This window comes from Caulobacter endophyticus, assembly GCF_003116815.1.
GTDB classification, from domain to species: domain Bacteria; phylum Pseudomonadota; class Alphaproteobacteria; order Caulobacterales; family Caulobacteraceae; genus Caulobacter; species Caulobacter endophyticus.
The window spans coordinates 1-18,305 of sequence record NZ_QDKQ01000018.1; the positions used below are offsets into that span (position 1 = coordinate 1).

Below are 18,305 nucleotides of genomic sequence, written 5' to 3' on the forward strand. Positions count from 1 at the left end.
CCGCCGGCCCAGGTCGCGACCGCCCCCGCTCCGGCCCCGGCGCCCGCCGCGCCCGAGACGCCCCGCGCCGCGACGGCCCCGCCCGGCTTCAAGTCGAAGGGAATGCCCACGCCTGGCGGCGATGACCTTCGCACGGCGGCCCGCCAGGGCGGCGGCTGCAATCACGCCGACCTCTATCGCCTGACCAAGGCCGAGCGGGCGGCCTGCGACGACAAGCTGGGTATCAAGTCCCGCGACGCGCCGATGTACGCGGTGATCGACCAGGCCAAGAAGGACTTCTTCGACGGCGCCTGCAAGAAGGACGACGAGTGGTGCCTCTACCGCACCGGGCAGGGGCCGTATCCGGGCCTGCTGGCCCTGATGAAGAAGAAAAAGAGCGAGTGGTGACTGGCGCCCTCAGTCGCTCCGCGACAGCTCCCCCAGACGGGGAGCATCTAGAGGGCGCGGCGGCGGCCAGGATTCTCCCCCTCTGGGGGAGGTGGCCCGAAGGGCCGGAGGGGGGACGTTTTCAGCTTCTGCGGCGGTTGGAAGTCGTCCGCCACTTCCCCCTCCGTCGGCTTCGCCGACACCTCCCCCAGAGGGGGAGGATCTTCGAACGAAAAAGGGCGGCCCTTGCGAGCCGCCCTTTCCGTGTTCGAACCTGAACCCCGAGCCTACCAGCTCTTGCTGACGCTCAGGAACAGGCGGCGCTCGACTTCCAGGCCGGCGCTCTGGCGCTGGCGGTTGTCGCCGAGGTTCTGGCCGCTGATCGCCACGGTCACGCCGTGGTCGAAGCTGCGGGCCACGCGGCCGCCGATGGCGGCGTAGCTGTCGATCTTCACCAGGCGCGGATTGGCGCCGACGGCGTAGAGCGCATAGGCTTCGTGGTCGCCCACCAGGGTGACGAAGCCGTCGGCCGTCCAGGCGCCGCCGGTCCAGCCCAGCGAGGCGTTGCCGCGGTTCTCCGGCGTGGTCGCGCCGAAGGCGGCCGAGCGCAGGAGCGGCGAGAAGCCGGCCAGCGGCTCGTCGTCCACTTCGGTGTGGGTCCAGTCGGCGCTCCAGCGGAAGCCGGCGCCGAACTCGCCCGAGGCGGCCAGCTCGAAGCCGTTCATCTTGCTCTCGCCGATGTTGCGGTAGCTGAGAACCGGCAGGCTGACCGGCGAGGCGGGCACGTCGATCTGGGCCGAGGTCGGCTGGCCCTTCACGTCCTCGGTCTTCTGGATGAAGGCCTTGGCGCTGACCTGGGCCTTGATGGCCGGCAGGGCGCGCTCATAGGTCAGCTGGTAGTTGGTGACGATCGCCGGTTCCAGGGTCGGGTTGCCGGCCAGGCCCAGGGTGTAGGGACCGACGCTGACGCGGGCCTGCAGGGCGCCCAGGTCGACCAGGGTCGGCACCTGCACGCCGCGGGCGGCGCTGGCCTTGAAGGTGTCGGCGGCGGTGGCGCGCCACACCAGGCCCAGGTTCCACGACGGCTCCTCGATCTTGCGGTCCCAGTAGCCGTTGCCCAGCGGCGGCGAGCCGGCCGGGAAGGCGCCGTCGCGCGACAGGTCCAGGCTGTCGTAGCGGCCGGCCGCCGTGAAGGCGAGCTTGTCGCTGATCGCCCAGTTCCACATCGCCGACGCCGACAGCACGTCGTAGCTGACTTCGGCGCCGCCGATCGGGGCGGTGTTGACCTCGTTATGACGGTATTCGCCGCCGACGCGGATCGTGTGCTTCGCGCCGATCTTGAACAGGTCCTGGGCCGAGACGACCGTGATCTTGTTCTCGAAGCGCGCCTTCTGGCCAAGGATCAGGTGCTTGGCGGTCAGGTCGTTCTGGTAGGCGGAAAGCTGCAGCTGGCCCACCTGGGTGTCAGCCGTCAGCGTGCCCTTCAGCGAGCTCGTCAGGTACTTGCTGGGCGAGTAGGCGTAGTTGGACAGCATGTCGCTGACCTGGACGTTCGAGTACGAACCCTCGACGCGCAGCTCGGCCTTGTCGGTCAGCTGGGTCACGGTGTCGATGTTGGCCGAGACCTTGGCCGGGTCGTTCAGCTGGCTCCTGGCCACGCCCGCGACGGTGTTCTTGAACTCGTCGCTCTGGCTGGCGCCGGCCGAGACACGAGCGCTGAAGCGCTCGCCCAGCTTGAAGGTCTTGGCCAGCGAAACCTCGCCGTAGCCGAAGTTGCCGCCGCGCACGGTGATGTCGCCGGCGTCGTCGAACTTAGGATTGACCGTGATGATGTTGACCACGCCGCTGACGGCGTTGAAGCCGAACAGGGCGCTGTTGGGGCCCTTCACGACCTCGATCTGGCGGATCTCCGACAGCTGCACCGGCAGGGTGGCCCAGGCGGTGTAGCCATAGTGGTCGAGATAGACCTGGCGGCCGTTGATCAGCACCAGCAGGCGCGGCGACATGGCCTGGTTGTAGCCGCGAACGCTGACGTCGGCGGCGCCGGCGCCCCAGGTGGTGACGTCCAGGCCGGCCACGCGCGAGAGGATGGTCGGCAGGTCGACGGCGCCCGAGCGGGTGATGTCGGCGGCCGAGATGATGGTCATGTCCACCGGCGCTTCGGTCGAGCGCTGCGGGGCGCCGGTGGCGCTGGTGGTGACGGGTTCGTTGAACAGCTGCTCGAGCGAGCCGTAGTCGATGGACTGGGCGTGGGCGGCCGAGGCGGCGGCGACGAGGAGGCCCGCGGAAACGCCGGCCAGGAGAGTCTTCTTCATGGTCATGTCTCTTGTGCTGGCGGCGATCAGACTTCGCGGATCATCATGCGGAAGGCGGACTTGAAGACCGCGCCCACGGCCGCGGCGGCGCCGCGGTTGACGATGATCTCGACCTTGGGATCGGCCGACACGCTCATGACGCAGGCCCCGCTGGCGGCGCAGGACGCGTCCGAACCGATGGTGATGATCTTCTTGGCCTTGGCGGCCGCGCCCACCGGACCGGCGTTGACGCCGGTGGTGACGTAGAGGGCGGCCACGCCGCTGACGCCCGAGACGGCGCCCGCTTCGACCGGCTTGGCCGTCAGGGTCAGCGCGCCGGTGTTGAGGCCGCCGCCGATGGCGGCGATGACGGCGTTCTTTTCGGCCACCGAGGCCGGCTTGGACGGATCGAACACGACGCCCAGCACGGCCTTGCCGGTGGGACCGTTCTCCAGGAAGGTCAGCGCGCGGCCGGCGATCTGCACGTCCTTGGCGGCGTCGGCGTGGGCGCTGATCGGCGCGACGGCGAGGAGCGCCGCGGCCAGCGCCACGACGGGTTTTTTCTTCGACATTCTGTTGAAATCCCCTGCCCTTTGTTGGGCTTGTGGGCGGGGTAATGGCGCGGCGGATGTAAAGAAGACGTAACGCAGGAAGAGCTTCGGCCCGATGCAAACATTTGCAGTGGTCGGCTAGCCGACCGTCAGACAACTTCTGGTCTACGCCTGACCCTGCGGCAGGGGCAGGCATGGGCCTGTTCTGGCGTCATCTGAGTTGTGTTCGGACAGAATGTCGCAGTCGTGAATTTATTTTCAGATCGCCGGATATTCAGATCGAGAGACGCTCGGCGGCGACGCCGGCCGCGCGCAGGGCCGCCAGGCGGGCGAAGGCCAGGGTCAGGGCCTTGCGGCGGGCGCCCGCCAGCGGCGTGACGGGGGCGGCCCGAACCACCGCGCCGCCGAAGCCGTCGGCGACGATCAGGCCCGGCTCCTCCGGCAGGATCCCGTCCGGGAAGTGGGGAGCGACGGCGAAGTGGAAGGCGTCGCAATAGGGGCCGTACTCGCCCCACTTGCGGTCGACGCGATAGTCATCCAGCCCCGACTTCACCTCGACGATGACGATGTCGCCCTTGGGACCCAGGGCCATCAGGTCGGCGCGGCGGCCGTTGGGCAGGGTCACCTCGGCCAGCGGCGCATAACCCAGATCGACCAGCAGTCGCGCTGCGCCGCGGGTGACGGCGAGGGTGGTCTCGGGGCGGGTAAGTCTGATGTCGACGACGACGTCCATGCCGCCAGCATGTTCCATCTTTGTTCGCTGTGCAAGCGGGGCGGCGGGCGATCGCCAGGGCAGGCCCTTTATCCCCGCGCGTGCCTGGTCACTCGAAGGCGCGAAACGTCGTAGCCCATGGCCTTGGCCCGGGCGGTGAGGTTCTGGGTCAGGCCAGGGGTGGGCTTGTCGCGGGTCAGCAGCCACAGATAGCGGCCCGAGCCCTCGCCGACGATCGCCCAGCTGTAGTCGTCGGCGTGGTCCAGCACCCAGTAGTCGCCCAGGAAGAACGGACCGAAGAACGACACCTTCAGCTTGGCTCCGGTGGCCTTGTCGACCACCTTGGCCTTGCCCAGGCTGACCTTCTCGATGCCTTCGGGACCGCCCTTGCGGCAGGTGTTGCGAACCTCAACCAGGCCGTCGGGGCGCAGGGAATATTCGGCGGTCACGCCGTCGCAGCCCTTCTCGAAGCGGAAGTCGTAGCGAGCGGCCTCGTACCACAGGCCCAAGTACTTGCTCAGTTCGACGGGCTTGGCCGGCTGCGGGGGCTTGGGATTGCCGGGCGGGCCGGCGCCGGCGCAAGCGGCCAGGGCCAGCAGGGCGACGCCGAAGGCGCCGGCGACGGCGAGGCGGAGGGCGCGCACGCTCACGCCTCCGGCTGCTGCGGGAAGATCAGCTTCTCGTAGCCCAGGGCCTTCACGCGGGAGAGGGCGGCGGCCTTGGCGGCCTCGTCCATCACCGGCTTGCGCGACAGCAGCCAGACGAAGTTGCCGCCGGGCGTGGCCATGATCGCCCAGCTCTCGTCCTCGGCCCGGTCGAGCACCCAGTATTCCTGCTTCTTCAGGCCGCCCAGGAAGTTCATCGAAAACTTGGCGTTCTCGGACCCGGCGAGAATCTTGCCGCTGGTGTTGAAGGTCTTGGCCTTGCCGGTGGCGCTGTCGCGCCGGCAGACCTGACGCACGGCGAAGGTTTCGGCGGTCTTGGCCGTGAACTCGGTGGTCGGGGCCTCGCAGTTGCGCTGGCCGGAATTGGGGGTACGGGCGATCTCGTACCACTTGCCGCTGTAGAAGGCCGCCGCCACCGGCTTGGACGGCGGCTGGGCGCCGGCCAGGGCCGCGACGGGGACCGCGGCCAAGCTCGCGGCCAGGGATAGGATCAGGCTTACGCGCATGCCGACACCTTGCTCTACGGGTGGGGACCGCCAGGGAGGCGCTGGTCGCGCCCCGGCCTAGTCATCCCCCGAGCTGAGCAAAACGCAAGGCGACCCGCCGGTGTTCCCGGCGGGTCGTGTTCCCGACAAAGGCAGGTTCGGCGGCGGTCCTACTCCGCCGCGATGGTCACCGGCGCTGCGCGGTCCTTGAAGTTGATGGCCTGCAGGTGGCGGATGCCCTCCTCGGCGATGTCGTCGCCGACCATCCGGTCGCCCTCGGCCTTCAGTTCCTCGAGGTCGACATACATGGCGTAGAAGGCCTTGGTGCGGTCGGTGATGATGCCGGCGTTGAGCAGGGTCTTGACCAGCACCCGGAAGATGTTGGTCTGTTCCTTCATGTGCTCGCGACGCAGGTCGTCGGTCATGATCTGCCCGTACTCCTCGACCACCTTGTCGGGATCCAGGCCGAACTCGCGATAGAGATCCAGCTGCTGGTGCGGCGAAACGAGGTTGAACAGCAGGGTCTGGAAGCAGTGCGCGGCCCAGTCCTCGATGATCGCATGTTCCTCGGCCGTCAGCTTGGGCACCGTGCGGTCGGCCCAAATCTTCCCGAACTTGTGGTGGAAGGCCTCGTCGGTCATCACCAGCTGCAGCAGCTTCTTGCCGAGCGGATCGTGGATTTCCTTGAAGAAGGTGGCGAAGGCGCCCATGGCCAGGCCCTCGACCAGCATCTGCATGCCGATGATCTTCTTGTAGACCTCGGGAGCGGCGATGATCTCGACCAGCAGGCTCTTGAGGGCCGGGCCGCACTCGACCGGCTTGCCCCAGCGGGCCTTGATGTACTTGGCGAAGGCGGTGACGTGGCGCGCCTCTTCGCGGGTCTGGTTGGCGGCGTATTCCTGCGCGCCCTGGTCCTTCAGCACGTGGCACAGGCTGGCCGACAGGTTCAGCGCGCCCTGCTCGCCGTGCAGTATCGACGAGAAGCTGCGCAGCACCGACTGGTTGATGAAGCGGGTGCGCTGCTTGGGATCGGAGAGGTGGTTGGAGACGTATTCGGTCGACAGGGCGATGACGAGGTCCTCGGGAACCAGCGGCTGGTTCTCCATGTCGAACGGCTCGTCGAAATCGATATAGGCCTTGTCGAGCGGGTCCCAGAAATGGTCGTGGGTGGCCGAGATGATCTTGTCGAAGGCGCTCGATCGGTTTCCGTATCGATCGAGTTCGAGCATGGACTCGAAGTCGTCGGGCGCCACCGCATCGTACATGGCGTCCTTGGTGATGTTCTTGTCCGTCACGGTCGGCTCCTCTCCTCTAGGCCTCTCGGCTGCTCGAAAAGGACCCGTCTGTCGCGGGCCTCTCGTCGAGTGAACACTGTCCACTCAAACTTCCGGTACGGTCAAATTAAAAATGACGATGGCGTCACCTTTGCCGCAGCCGCCTGAACCAGAATGGGAAACGCCGCCATGGGCTTGAATGTCTTCGTACTGACGGGCGCGGGGGTGTCGGCCGAGAGCGGCCTTGGCACCTTCCGCGACGAAGGCGGGGTATGGACGCAGTACGATCTCGCCGAGGTCGCCACGCCCGAGGGCTTCGCCCGCGATCCGGCCAAGGTGCGGGCCTTCTATGACGCCCGCCGGGCCAACCTGGCGGCCGCCGCGCCCAACGCCGCCCACTTCGCCCTGGCGCGGCTGCAGCGCGAACTGGCGGCGCGGGGCGGGCGCCTTTTCCTCTGCACCCAGAACGTCGACGACCTGCACGAGAAGGCCGGCTCGACCGCCGTCGTCCATATGCACGGCGAGCTGGCCGTCACCCGCTGCCACGCCTGCGACGCCACGCGTCCCGATCCTGGTCCGCTCGACGCGCAGGCGGTCTGCGCCGCCTGCGGGGCGGCCGGCATGGCGCGGCCGCACGTGGTGTGGTTCGGCGAGGTCCCGCTGTTCATGGACGAGATCTTCGAGGCGCTGGAGGAGGCAGACCTCTTCGTCGCCATCGGCACCTCGGGATCGGTCTATCCGGCCGCCGGCTTCGTGACCGAGGCCCAGCGAATGGGAATCCGCACCTGCGAGATCAACCTGGAGCCCTCCGACAACGCCCGCGCCTTCGACGAGCGGCTGTATGGCCCCGCCAGCGAGGTGGTGCCGCGCTGGGTGGAGGATCTGCTGCAGTAGGGGGCGGCCAATGCGCCTTTCTTCCCGTCATCCGCCCTTGAAACGGGGGCGTTAAACGCGCAGCTGTCCGCAGTCTCCTTGCAAAGCGGGGGGGGCATCGATTTCGCCTAAAGCCCAATGCGGTCCTTATATCGCATGATAGTAATATTAATCACTGCAGTTAAAGAAGATACCCAATACAAGAAAACTACAAGAATTCTAGCATTAACGTCACCGACATCTCCAGGAATGTCAAATAGCATCTTTTTTGTAACGACTGCCCCAAGTAGAGATAAAACAACAAAAGATATAAACGGCTGTGCGAGCCATATATATTTCTTCATTGGATGGTATCCAAATTGCAGGTCTTCAAGAGTTAGTTCCCCGTATTCGTCGCCGAACCTCCCGCGAATTAGATGGGCGCGCCTCCTGAGGGGAGACCGGCGCGCCGCAACAATGCGGCAGCTTTGAATCAATGTTCCCCCTGCCGTGTCTAAGGGAGCAGGCTTGCAAGTGGTCCGCGAGACCCCGTGCTGCGCTTTCCATATCTAAGATGGCAACAAGCCCTATTCCCTGAAGGTCGGCAACGGGTCGCGAACCGCAGTTGGCGCAGTCGCTCATTACTGACGATCAGGATATCGTCGTGAGCAAGTGTCGGTCTTGCCTAGTGCCCACCCTTGAGGTGGGGGCGCAGAAGCGCTGCCGAGCGCCGGCAGAACCTAGTCCTCCAACGCCGGCGGCGGGATCAGGGCCAGGAAGTTGCGCACCAGGGGCGAGGCGTCGCCGGCGCGGGTGGCGATCGCGAGCGGCACCCTGGGCACGGCCCCGTCCAGAGGGCGGTAGACGACGCCGCGGACGGCCAGCTGGGCGATCGAGCCGGGGGCCATGGCCACGCCCAGGCCGGCGGCGACCATGTTGATCATCGCCACGATGTGCGGGGTCTCCTGGCCGATGGTCGGCTCGAAACCCTCGTGGGCGCAGGCCTCGCGGATGAGGCCCAGGAACGTGCGGCCGATCCCCTGCGAGAAGATCACGAACGGCTCGTGCGCCAGGGCCGCCACCGGCACGCGGGCCTGGGCGGCCAGGCGATGGCCGGCCGGCAGGGCCAGGATCAGCGGCTCCTCGCCCAGGGGCAGCAGATCCAGGCCCTCGATCGCGACATTGCCGGGGCGCACGAAGGCCGCGTCCAGCTCCGAATGCAGCAGGCGTTCGGCCAGGCGCGCCGAGTGGCTTTCCTCGACGATCAGGCTGGCGTCCGGATACTTCCAGTGAAAGACCGCGAAGGCCTCGGTCACCGCCGGGTGGAAGTTGGCCGACGAGGTGAAGCCCACCCGCAGCGCGCCCACATGTCCGCCCCCGGCCCGGCGGGCGGCCTCCTTGGCGCGTTCGGCTTGCTCCAGGATCTGGCGGGCCTCGGCCAGGAAGGCCCGGCCCGCCTCGGTCAGCTCCGCGCCGTGCGGGCGGCGCAGGAACAGCGGATAGCCGATCTCGGTCTCCAGGTCCCGGATCTGCTGGCTGAGCGGCGGCTGGCCGATGCCCAGGCGCGCGGCCGCCCGCGTGAAGTTCAGCTCTTCCGCGAGGGCGACGAAGTAGCGGACGTGGCGCAGTTCCATGGGGTGGCGCGGGACTCGGCGGGCTTCAGGCAGGCGGAAACTTGCCACGAACGGACGGGCGGGCGCTTTTCCAGAGCAGGACGGCCAAGGCCGCCAACGCCGCCGGGATCAGCGCAACCAACCATACCAGAACAACGACCGTCAGTTGCAGTACGGACAACGCGACCACGAGGGCCTTGTTCTCCGGCTTGCTGGCCTTGGGGCGCGGGATGGACACTGACGCAATCTCTCGCAACGCGGCTGGCAAGACTGCGCACGGCGAGCGAGCGCGGTCAGGCCAGTCGTCAGCGGTGTTGCATCGACCTCTGACGAATCTGCGGGAAGTATTGCGCAGAATCCGTAATATTCAATCGCAAACTCCCGCGACGGGGGATATTGTGTATTTACGCACCGCTCGTTGCGCGAATTTTGAGGCAAAATATGGACGGCGCTCCAGGTATATCTGGAAAGTATTGGTCCATATCTTTTGAGTATCGATGATCAGCCTTCGAGCGAGGCGAGCACTTTGGGGTCGCGGCGGGCCAGATCCACCAGTCGTTCGACCAGCGCCTCGCGGCTGTCGAGCGCCAGGCCGTCTCGAAGCCTGGCCATACGGTCGCGCACGGCTTGCACGCCGGCTTCGTCCAGCGCATTGGCCGCCACGACCACGGCCGCCTGGTGCTTGCAGGCGCCGAACTTCTCGAACCCCGGGCAGTCGCAGCGGCCTTCGCCGGCCGGGCTGCGCAGTTCGACGACATAGAGGTCGCCGGCGCTGCCGGTGACGTGGGCGGTCACCGCGTCGTCCTCGATCGCCACCAGGTCGACGTCGCCCTTGTCGGCGATGGCTACGCCGCTTTCGAACCAGCGCTCGTCCATGCGCTCGCGCCAGGTTTCGGTGTCGAAAAGGCTCATGCCTCGTCCTCGATGCGGTGGATGTCGTCGTCCGACAGCCCGAAATGGTGACCGATCTCGTGGACCAGCACGTGCTCGATCAGCTCGCCCAGGGCCACATCGCCGCGTTCGCACCATTCGTCCAGGATCGGCCGGCGATAGAGGAAGACCATCGAGGGCTGGGTGTTGGAATCCAGCACCGAGCGGCGCGACAGGTCCACGCCCTGGTAGAGGCCGGTCAGCTCGAACGGGTCTTCTATGCCCAGGCTGTCGAGCACCTCGTCGGTCGCGAAGTCGTCGATGCGGAAGACGACGTCGCCGGTCAGGCGGCGGAACTCCTCGGGCAAGGCGTCGAAGGCGGCCTTGGCCAGGGCGGCGAAGTCGTCAAGCGAGGGGGCGAGGCGGTCGGACCAGGTCATGAACTTCACATAACGCGATCCGCGCTTGGCGGAAGGGGCCAGATCGCGCTCTCGCCACGCGCGGTCTAAGCTGCCAAATCTGATTCGACCCTTATGCCTTTGGGGCTTAGCGACACGCCGGATGACATCGCTCGATCTGATCCTGGCCGCGGCGGCCGGCGCGGTCTGCCTGGCGATCTGCGCCACCCTGTGGGCGCTCGCCCAGCGGCGCGCCTTCGACGCCCGCCTGGCCGGCATGAGGCTGCGCCTCGACGCCCTCGAAAGCGGCTCGGTGGCCGCCCAGGCCTCGGCTGAAGCCTTCGACAACGCCCTGGTGGCGGTCGAGGACGGCGCGGCCCGGCTGGTGTCGGGCGACGACAGCCTGCACGCCTGCGCCCAGGTGCTGAACGTCGAGGCCACGCCCGACGCCCTGGTGGAGGCCCTGGTCTCCGGCGATCCCGACCACGCCGCCCGCCTGAGGGCCCTGTTCGAGCGCGGCGAGGCCTGCGCCTTCGAGGCGCGCGGTCCCGGCGGCCGGGTCATCGTCGAGGGGCGCGCGGCCGGCGCCCTGGCCTGGCTGCGCCTGGCCGCCCAGACCGGCGACCTTGGCCTGCCCAGCGCCGCCCGCTTCGCCGCCTTCGTCGACGGCCTGTCCGAGCCGGCCTGGATCGCCGCCGCCGACGGCGCGCCGACCTGGGCCAACGCCGCCTATCTGCGCGCCGTGGGTGTCGACAACGCGCCGCAGGCCGCGCTCGCCGGCAAGACCTTCGATCGCGCCGTCGACGCCCTGGCGGTGGAAGCCGCCGCCAAGGTCGAGCGCCGCGAGACCGTGCGCTGGACGCCGATCGACGGCCGCAGGCGAGCGTTCCGCTTCACCGTCAAGCCGCTGGACGGCGGCGGGGCGGGCGTGTTCAGCGCCGACGTCACCGAGGTCGAGGATGTTCGCGAGACGCTGAAGAACCACGTCGCCGCCCACGACGAGACCCTCAACCACATCGCCGACGGCGTGGCGATCTTCAGCGCCAGCCGCCGCCTGTCGTTCCACAACACCGCCTTCGCCGACCTCTGGGGCCTGGAGCCGGCCTGGCTGGCCGAGCGCCCGACCCACGGCGAGGTGCTGGACCGCCTGCGCCAGCGCCGCAGGCTCCCCGAAACGGTCGACTATGCGCGGTGGAAGGCGGCCGAACTCGCCCGCTACGAGGACCTGGGCCCCCAGGCCGACGAACTGTGGGACCTGCCCGACGGGCGGACCCTGAAAGTCGTGCGCCAGCCCCACCCGCTGGGCGGCATGCTGCTGCTCTATTCCGACATCACCGGCGAGCTGCGCCTCAAGGCCCAGTACAACGCCCTGATCCAGGTGCAGCAGGCCACGCTCGACAAGCTGAACGACGCCGTGGCCGTGTTCGGCTCGGACGGCCGCCTGCGCCTGCACAACGAGGCCTTCGAGACCTTCTGGAACGTCACGCCCCAGGCCCTGCAGGCCGCCGGCGACTTCGAGGGCGTGGTCGAACTGTGCGTGCGCCGCCTGCATGACCTTTCCTTCTGGCGCGAGCTCAAGGGCCGGGTCGCCGATCCGGATCCGCAGATGCGCGCCCCGACCTCGGGCGAGGTGCGCACCTCGGACGGCCGCATCGTCGTCTACCAGAGCCGGCCGTTGCCCGACGGCGCGACCCTGATCGCCTTCGCCGACGTCACCGACACCCGTCACCTGGAAAGCGCTCTCGCCGATCGCTCGGCGGCCCTGGCCGAGGCCGAGCGGCTGAAGCGCGACTTCGTCGGCAACGTCTCCTACGAGCTGCGCACGCCGCTGACGACGATCATCGGCTATTCCGAACTGCTCGAGCGGGCCGAGGGCCTGCACGAGCGCGGCAAGGGCCACGTGGCCGCCGTGCGCGCCGCCGCCACCCAGCTGGCCCGCTCGATCGACGACGTGCTGGACATGGCCCAGATCGACGCTGGAGAGATGGCGCTGGAGATCGAGGACATCCGCGTCGTCGACCTGCTGCAGGGCGCCTATGATCGCGGCGGCAAGGACGCCGAGATCGGCGGGGTGACGCTGGAGGTGATCTGTGACGACGACGTCGGGCTGATCCGCGGCGACGCCAAGCGCCTGAACCAGACCGTCGACCATCTTGTTGAGAACGCCCTGCGCCAGACCCCGCCGGGCGGCAAGGTGACGATCTCGGCCCAGCGCGCCCTCGGCGAGGTCAAGCTGCACGTCCGCGACACCGGCCGTGGCGTTCCCTTCCACGTCCAGGCCCATATCTTCGACCGCTTCGTTGGCCGCGACCGCGGCGGCCCGGGCCTGGGCCTGGCGCTGGTCAAGGCGCTGGTCGAGCTGCACGGCGGCTGGGTGGCCCTGGAGAGCGAGCCGGGCGCCGGCTCGACCTTCACCTGCCACCTGCCCGAGACCCAGCACCCCGGCGCGGCCCAGCCGGAGTTCGGGTTCTAGGAGCGCTGCCGCCGTACGTGATCTTCGCCCTTCGACAGGCTCAGGGTGAGATCATTCAGGCGGCGGCATTCGTCCCTCATCCTGAGCTTGTCGAAGGGCGGGGACGCGCAGCAACAAAAAGGGCCTCCCGAGATCCTCGGGAGGCCCTTTCCATGTCCGGCGAGGCTCCCGGTCGCCCGGCAGCCTCGCAAGTCTCAGTACTTGTAGGTGAAGCCCATGAAGAACCGGCGGCCGAAGTAGCCCAGCTCGGTCAGGCGGATATCGCCGGCCGTGGAGCGTTCCTCCTCCTTGGTCAGGTTCTTGCCTTCCACGAAGAGCGACAGGCCCTTGGGGCCCGGCTTCCAGGTGATCTTGCCGTCCAGGTAGCCGGTCGGATCGCGGAACACCGGCTGGCCCGAGGTGTCGGCGGCCGAGACCAGGTACTTGGAGCGGTAGTTGTAGGCCAGGCGCGCGTTGATCGGGCCCTTGTCATACCAGACCGTGAAGTTGGCGCTGCTCTTGGACAGGCCCGGGAAGGGCAGGGGCGAGCCGTCCAGCGTCGAATAGAGCTCGACGTCCTTGGCTTCCTGGTAGGTGTAGTTGGCGTCGACGCCCAGGCCCGACAGCGCCCCGGGCAGCCAGGTGAAGGCCGTCTTGCCGGTCAGTTCCAGGCCCGAGATCTTGGCCCCGTCGCCGTTGATGTAGGTGCTGTAGTTATAGAGGACCCCGTCACCGTAGTAGTCGACCTTGCCGATCAGGGTGCGCGACGAGACGTAGAACGACTTGATGTCCTTGTAGAACAAGCCCAGCGAGATCTGGGTGTCGCTGTTGGGATAGTATTCGAACGACAGGTCGTACTGGTTGGCGCGGTAGGGCTTCAGCTCCGGATTGCCGGCCGTGCAGCCGGGTTCGTCGAACTCGCCGTTGGCGTCGGGCGAATTGTCGGTGGTGCAACTGACCGTCGGCATCAGGTAGTCCATGCGCGGCCGGGCCATCAGCTGGGCGAAGCCGGCGCGGGCCGCCAGCTTGTTGGGGGCCAGCCACAGGCCCACGTTGAAGCTGGGCAGCCACACCGTGTAGTCCTTGGTCATGGTGGCGATGCTGTTGCTCAGCACATAGGTGGTCGAGGTTCCGCCGTTGGTCGCCGCATAGGTCTCGCTGCGGGTCTGGGCCCCCGTGCCCTGGGTCTTTGTGTGGACCCGACGCCAGCCGAAGTTGCCGTTCACGTCGTAGCCCAGCAGCGGGAAGGCGTAGTTGAACTTGATGTACTGGGCGTCGGTCTGTTCCTGGATCCGGTAGGGGATCTGCTCGTAGGTATTGCCGTCGTTGCCCGTCGTGGTCGTCAGGTTGTTCAGGTTGAAGTGCGACGTGTCGAGGTACTGGGCGACCTTGTTGAAGTCGGGGTACAGCCAGGTCGAGGGCAGGTTGCCGCCGCCGAAGTAGAAGGCGCTGGGCAGCTGGGTCATGGCCTGGGCGAAGACGGCGTTGGAGAAGGCCCGCGACCAGGTCTCACTCGTCGACCAGTAGCCGGTGGTGTAGGCGGCCGAGGCGTTGGTGGCGCTGGTCTGGTCGGCCGTCTGGCTGGCCAGGATCGTCGCCGTCGAGTTCACCGCATTGCTGTAGATGACGGTGTCGTCAGTGGTCGAATAGGCGTTGGCGCCGCCGTCGATGATGTAGCCGCCATAGCCGTAGCCCGAGGTCGAGAAGTCGGTGGCGCGGCCGCCGAACTCGATCTTCTTCAGGAACGGCAGGTCGATCTCGTAGTCGAAGTCGATCTTGTACTGCTTCTCTTCCGACTGCGAGTTCGAGGGCCGGTACTGGATCTGCCACTGGCGGATCGCCGAGGCGTCCGAGGGGCTGTAACCGGATGCAAAGGTGAAGGATGGATTGCCGGTCGACGGGTCCAGCGTCACCGTCATGCCGGGGGTGTCGAAGCTGACGCTGACATTGTTGGTCTGCGAGACGGTCGAGGTCTCGGCGCTGGAGGCCTGGAACTCGATCTGCAGGCGGTCGCCGCGGTAGTTGGCGCCGATATTGTAGTAGTCGCTGGTCGACTCGTAGGCGAAGTCGCGGGCGCTGATGCCAAAGCCGTTGTAGCCGCCGGCGCCCGAGGTCGTGAGGCAGTTGCCCAGGGTGTACTGGATGACGTTGTGGTTGGCGTCGGTGACCACCGAGCCGGCCGTGGTGTCGGTGCTGGAGCACGACGTGCCGTTGGCGGCGGTGTTGCGCAGCCTGGTGGCCGAGGTGAAGTCGGTGCCATAGTTGATGTCGTTCAGCCGCTGGCTGCGCTCATTGCGGTTGTAGCTGACCCAGGCGTCGATCTTGTCGGTGAACCTGTACTGGGCCGTGAACTCGGCCGAGATCCGCTCGTCGGTGCGGGTCCACACGCCATAGCGGGCCACGCGCGGGGCGTAGTCGTACCATTGGCTCTGGCAGGCGGTGCGCAGGTTGCTGGTCGAAATCTGGGTGGCGTCGGGCGTCACCAGCGAGGCGCAGCCGGCATAGGTGTCGACGCCCGACGCCATGTCGACGATGTCCTGGCTGTAGGCGGTCGAATAGTAGTCGACCGTCTTGTCGGCCGAGTTGTCGAAGTCGGCGAAGCGGCCCCAGGACGAGTTGCGGACGTAGTCGCCGCGGGTGTCGACCTTGTCGTAGGTGACGTTGGCCATCAGGCCCAGGCGTCCGTCCAGCAACTGGGTGGCGGCGAAGATGTTGCCGCGCGGCTTCCAGTTCTTGACCGTGTCGAGGTTCTGCATCGAGCCGGTGAACGACAGGGTCGGCTTCTTGAAGTCCAGCGGCTTGCGGGTTGTGACGCTGACCGTCCCGCCGACGCCGCCTTCGGTCATGTCGGCGGTGAAGCCCTTGAAGACGTCGATCGACTTGACCAGCTCCGAGGCCAGTTCGCGGAAGTCGTTGGAGCGGCCGCCGCCGCCATAGACCTGCAGGTTGCCGGCTGTCGACAGGGTGCTCATGCCGTTGATCTCGACCCGGTTCAGGTCGGGCTCGACGCCACGGATCGACACCGCGTTGCCTTCGCCGAAGTCGCGGGCCAGCTGCACGCCGGTCACCCGGCCAAGCGCCTCGCCGACGTTCTTGTCGGGGAACTGGCTGATGTCCTCGGCGACGATGGAATCCGAAATCGTGCCCGCGCGCTTCTTGCGGCCCATGGCCGACTGCAGGCTGGCGCGGGTGCCGACGACCACGATCTCGTCGACCTTGTTCTCGACCGTGGCGGTGGGGGCGGTGGGGGCGGCGGTCAGCGGGGCGGTCTGGGCCAGGGCGGCGCTCGCGCCGATCCCGGCGATGGCGAGGGCCATGCCCGTGGTCGCCAGCAGTTGGTGTTTCATGGGTTTCCTCCGATGAGAGACTGGCGGTGACCCGCCTTCTTTCGCCGTCAGGCCGTGCGGCCCTGCGGCGTGTTGGTGGATGGCTGGAGGCAAGGCGCGGCGAGCCCGGCGGCGCGACCGGCAGGGCGCGACGAAGCGGATGTCGATGCGGGCTTGCGTGGACGCCGGGGCTCGGGCGACGCGGCGGGCGTCGGAGCGCTGGCCGTTCGCCGGATGTGCGGCGGCGGGCTTCGGCGTGTCGCGACCGGGCGGGGGTTTCGCGCCGTCGCGGATGTAGAGCGGTCTTCACGGTCGCCGCGGATCTCTTGATCTCTGCGGCGGCGTCAAAAATCTTATCGGAAAGGCGCTGTTGTCAATCTCTGTTGTCCGAGTTTTGACAACATAACCATGTATTCGACGATCTTTTCAGTAATGAAGGCTGACAAGTTGTTTTGATTTCGAATTGTTTCTATTTTGAAAATATTGATACAAGCTATTCTCAACTTGTGGAACTACATTGCAGGAAGCGGGATTTGGCTTGCCAGAACGGTGTTGCGCGCCTAGTGGCCTGAGCCAGGCGGCAGGTTCCGATCGCGAGGCGGGCCTGTCTGGGAAGGGGAAGCGGGAGGACCAGGATCATCGGCCTCGCACGGCGCGCCAGGGCGCGCGCGGCGGCGCCGGCGGACTTCACGGAAGCAGGATTGAACTGCAGGTGGCGGTTTGTGTTTGTGCGCCACGGAAGACTGCGTTGGGGCGGGCCTGGTCGGCTCAGCCCGGGCGCCAGCGCATGGCCACGGCGATCTCGGTCTCGGAGGCCTCTTCGACGAAGCCGGCCTTGCGATAGAGCGCCTGGGCCGGGGCGTTGTCGAACCCGACGTCCAGGGTGATCGATGCGGCGCCGGCCCTGGCGGCCGCGTCCTGAATCCATGCCATCAGGCCAGAGCCGAGGCCCAGGCCTTGAGCCTCCGGCGCCAGCAGAAGGTCGATCAGCCGCCAGTCGGCGCGCGCGCGGTCCAGCAGCAGCTGGCCGGCCGGGACCTCGCCCGCCAGCACCAGCCAGCGATCCGCCCTGGGATAGGCGCCGGCGACATGGACCTGCTGCAGGCGCAACTGGTCGGCCATCATCGCGGCGACCTGCTCGCGGGGCCAGCCCATGGCCAGGAAGGACGCGCCGCGGAACTCGGCGTGCCATCGCGCCACCAGCGGCGCATCGCCGTCCTCGATCGGGCGGACCGCGACGTCGCGGGCCTGAAGGCCCGCGGGCAGGGGCGGCATGTCGGACGGTGATTTCATCGCGACGACTCGCGGGTGAATGGGCTAGATCGACGCATAGGTTGCGCTCCGCGCGTGACCCGCCAAGATGAGTTCAAGAGCGACGAGGGGGGCGCCATGCTGCTGCTGAAGCCGGAAGATTTCGAAGCCTGGGTGGGCAAGCAGGTGCGGGTGGCGACCATTCCGCATCCGGTGGAGATCACTCTGGCGGCCATCTTCCGTCCGGGGTTCGCGCACGACATCCGCGAGCCCTTCTCGCTGATGTTCGAGGCGCCGATGAACATCAACCTGATCGACGGGGCCTACGAGTTCGACTGCGGCAAGGGCGGCCCGCATACGATCGTGATCACCCAGCTGAAGCCGCTGCCGGGCGCGCGGGTCTACCAGGCCGTCTTCAACTGAGGCCGCCGGCCTGGCCGGAAAAGCATGATCCGAAATAGAGAACGCCGGCCCGTGGACAGCCACGGGCCGGCGTCTTTCATTTCCGTCGATCAGTTGCGCGAGGGGAAGATGCCCGAGACGCAGATGATCGACTGCAGGCCCAGGTACGGCTGCATGTTGGCGAACGGTTGGCTGCCGCCGGTGATGCCGACGGCGACGGAGCCGCCGACGCCCGTGACCGGGGCGCTGGCCAGGTTGACCGGGGTGCCCGCGGTGCCGGTCGGCGCATAGATGCCCGGCGAGGTGAAGCTGCTGCCCTCGTAGGTGTTCGCCAGCTGCGCGCCGGCGGTCGGAACGCCGGCCTGCTGGCCGTCGGCCACGCCGCTTAGGGCCGAGATGGCGGCCGAGGGCGAGCCGGCCGGAGTGAACGTGGCCGGGTGGTTGTGCATCGGCATGTTGAGGATGTTCAGGGTGGTGGTCGGCGAACCGGCCACCTCGCCCTGGACGTAGCTGGGCAGGCCGGGGCCCTGGCCCGGGCCGACCATGGTGCGGCCGCGCAGGTCGGGCAGGCCGAAGGTGGTCTGGCCGTTGCCGCCGAAGGTCGTTCCCAGAAGCGAGAACAGCGCGGTGTTCTGCGCGATGCTGATCAGTTGTCCGTTGGTGTACATGAAGTTGCGCGGGGCGAAGTTGCCCGCGAACTGCACAATCATAGCCATATAGAAGTCCATGGCGTCAGGCCCTCCCACAATGTTGAGTTGCCAAGCTACACATCGACGCCCGTAGCGCGCAAGACG

At 67.4% G+C, this 18,305-nt stretch carries 16 protein-coding genes and 1 pseudogene; 4 read left to right on the forward strand and 13 right to left on the reverse strand.

What is annotated here, in order from left to right:
• Positions 1–387 (forward strand): annotated as a pseudogene (locus DDF67_RS25465) (hypothetical protein); the annotation flags it as partial.
• A gap of 266 nt (positions 388–653) precedes the next feature.
• Here DDF67_RS25465 and DDF67_RS03220 read toward each other — a convergent pair.
• The 6 genes from DDF67_RS03220 to DDF67_RS03245 form a co-directional block, all read right to left on the reverse strand.
• The gene (locus tag DDF67_RS03220) at positions 654–2,681 is read right to left on the reverse strand and encodes a TonB-dependent receptor plug domain-containing protein (RefSeq protein WP_158277985.1); all 2,028 of its coding nucleotides are present in this window, start codon (positions 2,679–2,681) and stop codon (positions 654–656) included.
• A gap of 26 nt (positions 2,682–2,707) precedes the next feature.
• A complete protein-coding gene (locus DDF67_RS03225; protein ID WP_109099511.1) occupies positions 2,708–3,232 on the reverse strand; it encodes a hypothetical protein in 525 nt (174 codons plus the stop codon).
• 253 nt (positions 3,233–3,485) lie between these two features.
• Positions 3,486–3,944, reverse strand: coding sequence for a DNA repair putative endonuclease MmcB (mmcB, locus tag DDF67_RS03230; RefSeq protein WP_109099512.1), 459 nt, complete (start codon positions 3,942–3,944; stop codon positions 3,486–3,488).
• Between the two features lie 68 nt (positions 3,945–4,012).
• Positions 4,013–4,567 carry a lipocalin family protein gene (locus tag DDF67_RS03235; protein WP_199229139.1) on the reverse strand — a complete coding sequence of 185 codons (555 nt, stop codon included), beginning with the start codon at positions 4,565–4,567 and terminating at the stop codon, positions 4,013–4,015.
• A 2-nt stretch (positions 4,568–4,569) separates the two neighbouring features.
• Positions 4,570–5,094 (reverse strand): lipocalin family protein, encoded by a 525-nt coding sequence (locus DDF67_RS03240; RefSeq protein WP_109099514.1) that lies wholly within the window; start codon positions 5,092–5,094, stop codon positions 4,570–4,572.
• A 149-nt stretch (positions 5,095–5,243) separates the two neighbouring features.
• Entirely contained in the window at positions 5,244–6,368 is a 1,125-nt protein-coding gene (locus DDF67_RS03245; protein WP_109099515.1) for a ferritin-like domain-containing protein, read from the reverse strand.
• Positions 6,369–6,536: 168 nt separating this feature from the next.
• Here DDF67_RS03245 and DDF67_RS03250 point away from each other — a divergent pair, with 168 nt between their 5' ends.
• Positions 6,537–7,241, forward strand: a complete 705-nt coding sequence (locus DDF67_RS03250) for a Sir2 family NAD-dependent protein deacetylase (protein WP_109099516.1) — start codon at positions 6,537–6,539, stop codon at positions 7,239–7,241.
• 698 nt (positions 7,242–7,939) lie between these two features.
• On the opposite strand, the gene DDF67_RS03255 is transcribed toward DDF67_RS03250, so the two are convergent.
• From DDF67_RS03255 to DDF67_RS03270, 4 genes are all read right to left on the reverse strand, one after another.
• On the reverse strand, positions 7,940–8,833 hold the full coding sequence (locus DDF67_RS03255; protein ID WP_109099517.1) for a LysR family transcriptional regulator: 894 nt from the start codon (positions 8,831–8,833) through the stop codon (positions 7,940–7,942).
• A 25-nt stretch (positions 8,834–8,858) separates the two neighbouring features.
• A complete protein-coding gene (locus DDF67_RS03260) occupies positions 8,859–9,050 on the reverse strand; it encodes a hypothetical protein (RefSeq protein WP_233247528.1) in 192 nt (63 codons plus the stop codon).
• Between the two features lie 263 nt (positions 9,051–9,313).
• A complete protein-coding gene (locus DDF67_RS03265) occupies positions 9,314–9,724 on the reverse strand; it encodes an SWIM zinc finger family protein (RefSeq protein ID WP_109099519.1) in 411 nt (136 codons plus the stop codon).
• The gene (locus DDF67_RS03270) at positions 9,721–10,122 is read right to left on the reverse strand and encodes a metallopeptidase family protein (protein ID WP_109099557.1); all 402 of its coding nucleotides are present in this window, start codon (positions 10,120–10,122) and stop codon (positions 9,721–9,723) included. The genes DDF67_RS03265 and DDF67_RS03270 overlap by 4 nt, the downstream gene beginning before the upstream one ends.
• 121 nt (positions 10,123–10,243) lie before the next feature.
• Here DDF67_RS03270 and divL point away from each other — a divergent pair, with 121 nt between their 5' ends.
• Positions 10,244–12,553, forward strand: coding sequence for a cell cycle protein kinase DivL (divL, locus tag DDF67_RS03275; protein ID WP_109099520.1), 2,310 nt, complete (start codon positions 10,244–10,246; stop codon positions 12,551–12,553).
• A gap of 194 nt (positions 12,554–12,747) precedes the next feature.
• On the opposite strand, the gene DDF67_RS03280 is transcribed toward divL, so the two are convergent.
• Positions 12,748–15,879, reverse strand: coding sequence for a TonB-dependent receptor (locus DDF67_RS03280; protein WP_109099521.1), 3,132 nt, complete (start codon positions 15,877–15,879; stop codon positions 12,748–12,750).
• A gap of 747 nt (positions 15,880–16,626) precedes the next feature.
• A complete protein-coding gene (locus DDF67_RS03285) occupies positions 16,627–17,151 on the reverse strand; it encodes a GNAT family N-acetyltransferase (protein ID WP_109099522.1) in 525 nt (174 codons plus the stop codon).
• A 54-nt stretch (positions 17,152–17,205) separates the two neighbouring features.
• Here DDF67_RS03285 and DDF67_RS03290 point away from each other — a divergent pair, with 54 nt between their 5' ends.
• A complete protein-coding gene (locus DDF67_RS03290; RefSeq protein ID WP_199229140.1) occupies positions 17,206–17,532 on the forward strand; it encodes a DUF6916 family protein in 327 nt (108 codons plus the stop codon).
• A gap of 89 nt (positions 17,533–17,621) precedes the next feature.
• Here the strand turns inward: DDF67_RS03290 and DDF67_RS03295 are convergent, their stop codons facing one another.
• The gene (locus DDF67_RS03295; protein WP_199229141.1) at positions 17,622–18,227 is read right to left on the reverse strand and encodes a phage tail protein; all 606 of its coding nucleotides are present in this window, start codon (positions 18,225–18,227) and stop codon (positions 17,622–17,624) included.
• Positions 18,228–18,305 lie beyond the last annotated feature (78 nt).

Excerpts from the sequence above, each read along its gene's own strand:
- DDF67_RS03220 (WP_158277985.1), bottom strand. The coding sequence starts at position 2,681 with ATGAAGAAGACTCTCCTGGCCGGCGTTTCCGCGGGCCTCCTCGTCGCC.
- DDF67_RS03225 (WP_109099511.1), bottom strand. The coding sequence starts at position 3,232 with ATGTCGAAGAAAAAACCCGTCGTGGCGCTGGCCGCGGCGCTCCTCGCC.
- mmcB (WP_109099512.1), bottom strand. The coding sequence starts at position 3,944 with ATGGACGTCGTCGTCGACATCAGACTTACCCGCCCCGAGACCACCCTC.
- DDF67_RS03240 (WP_109099514.1), bottom strand. The coding sequence starts at position 5,094 with ATGCGCGTAAGCCTGATCCTATCCCTGGCCGCGAGCTTGGCCGCGGTC.
- DDF67_RS03250 (WP_109099516.1), top strand. The coding sequence starts at position 6,537 with ATGGGCTTGAATGTCTTCGTACTGACGGGCGCGGGGGTGTCGGCCGAG.
- DDF67_RS03255 (WP_109099517.1), bottom strand. The coding sequence starts at position 8,833 with ATGGAACTGCGCCACGTCCGCTACTTCGTCGCCCTCGCGGAAGAGCTG.
- DDF67_RS03265 (WP_109099519.1), bottom strand. The coding sequence starts at position 9,724 with ATGAGCCTTTTCGACACCGAAACCTGGCGCGAGCGCATGGACGAGCGC.
- DDF67_RS03270 (WP_109099557.1), bottom strand. The coding sequence starts at position 10,122 with ATGACCTGGTCCGACCGCCTCGCCCCCTCGCTTGACGACTTCGCCGCC.
- divL (WP_109099520.1), top strand. The coding sequence starts at position 10,244 with ATGACATCGCTCGATCTGATCCTGGCCGCGGCGGCCGGCGCGGTCTGC.
- DDF67_RS03280 (WP_109099521.1), bottom strand. The coding sequence starts at position 15,879 with ATGAAACACCAACTGCTGGCGACCACGGGCATGGCCCTCGCCATCGCC.
- DDF67_RS03285 (WP_109099522.1), bottom strand. The coding sequence starts at position 17,151 with ATGAAATCACCGTCCGACATGCCGCCCCTGCCCGCGGGCCTTCAGGCC.
- DDF67_RS03295 (WP_199229141.1), bottom strand. The coding sequence starts at position 18,227 with ATGGCTATGATTGTGCAGTTCGCGGGCAACTTCGCCCCGCGCAACTTC.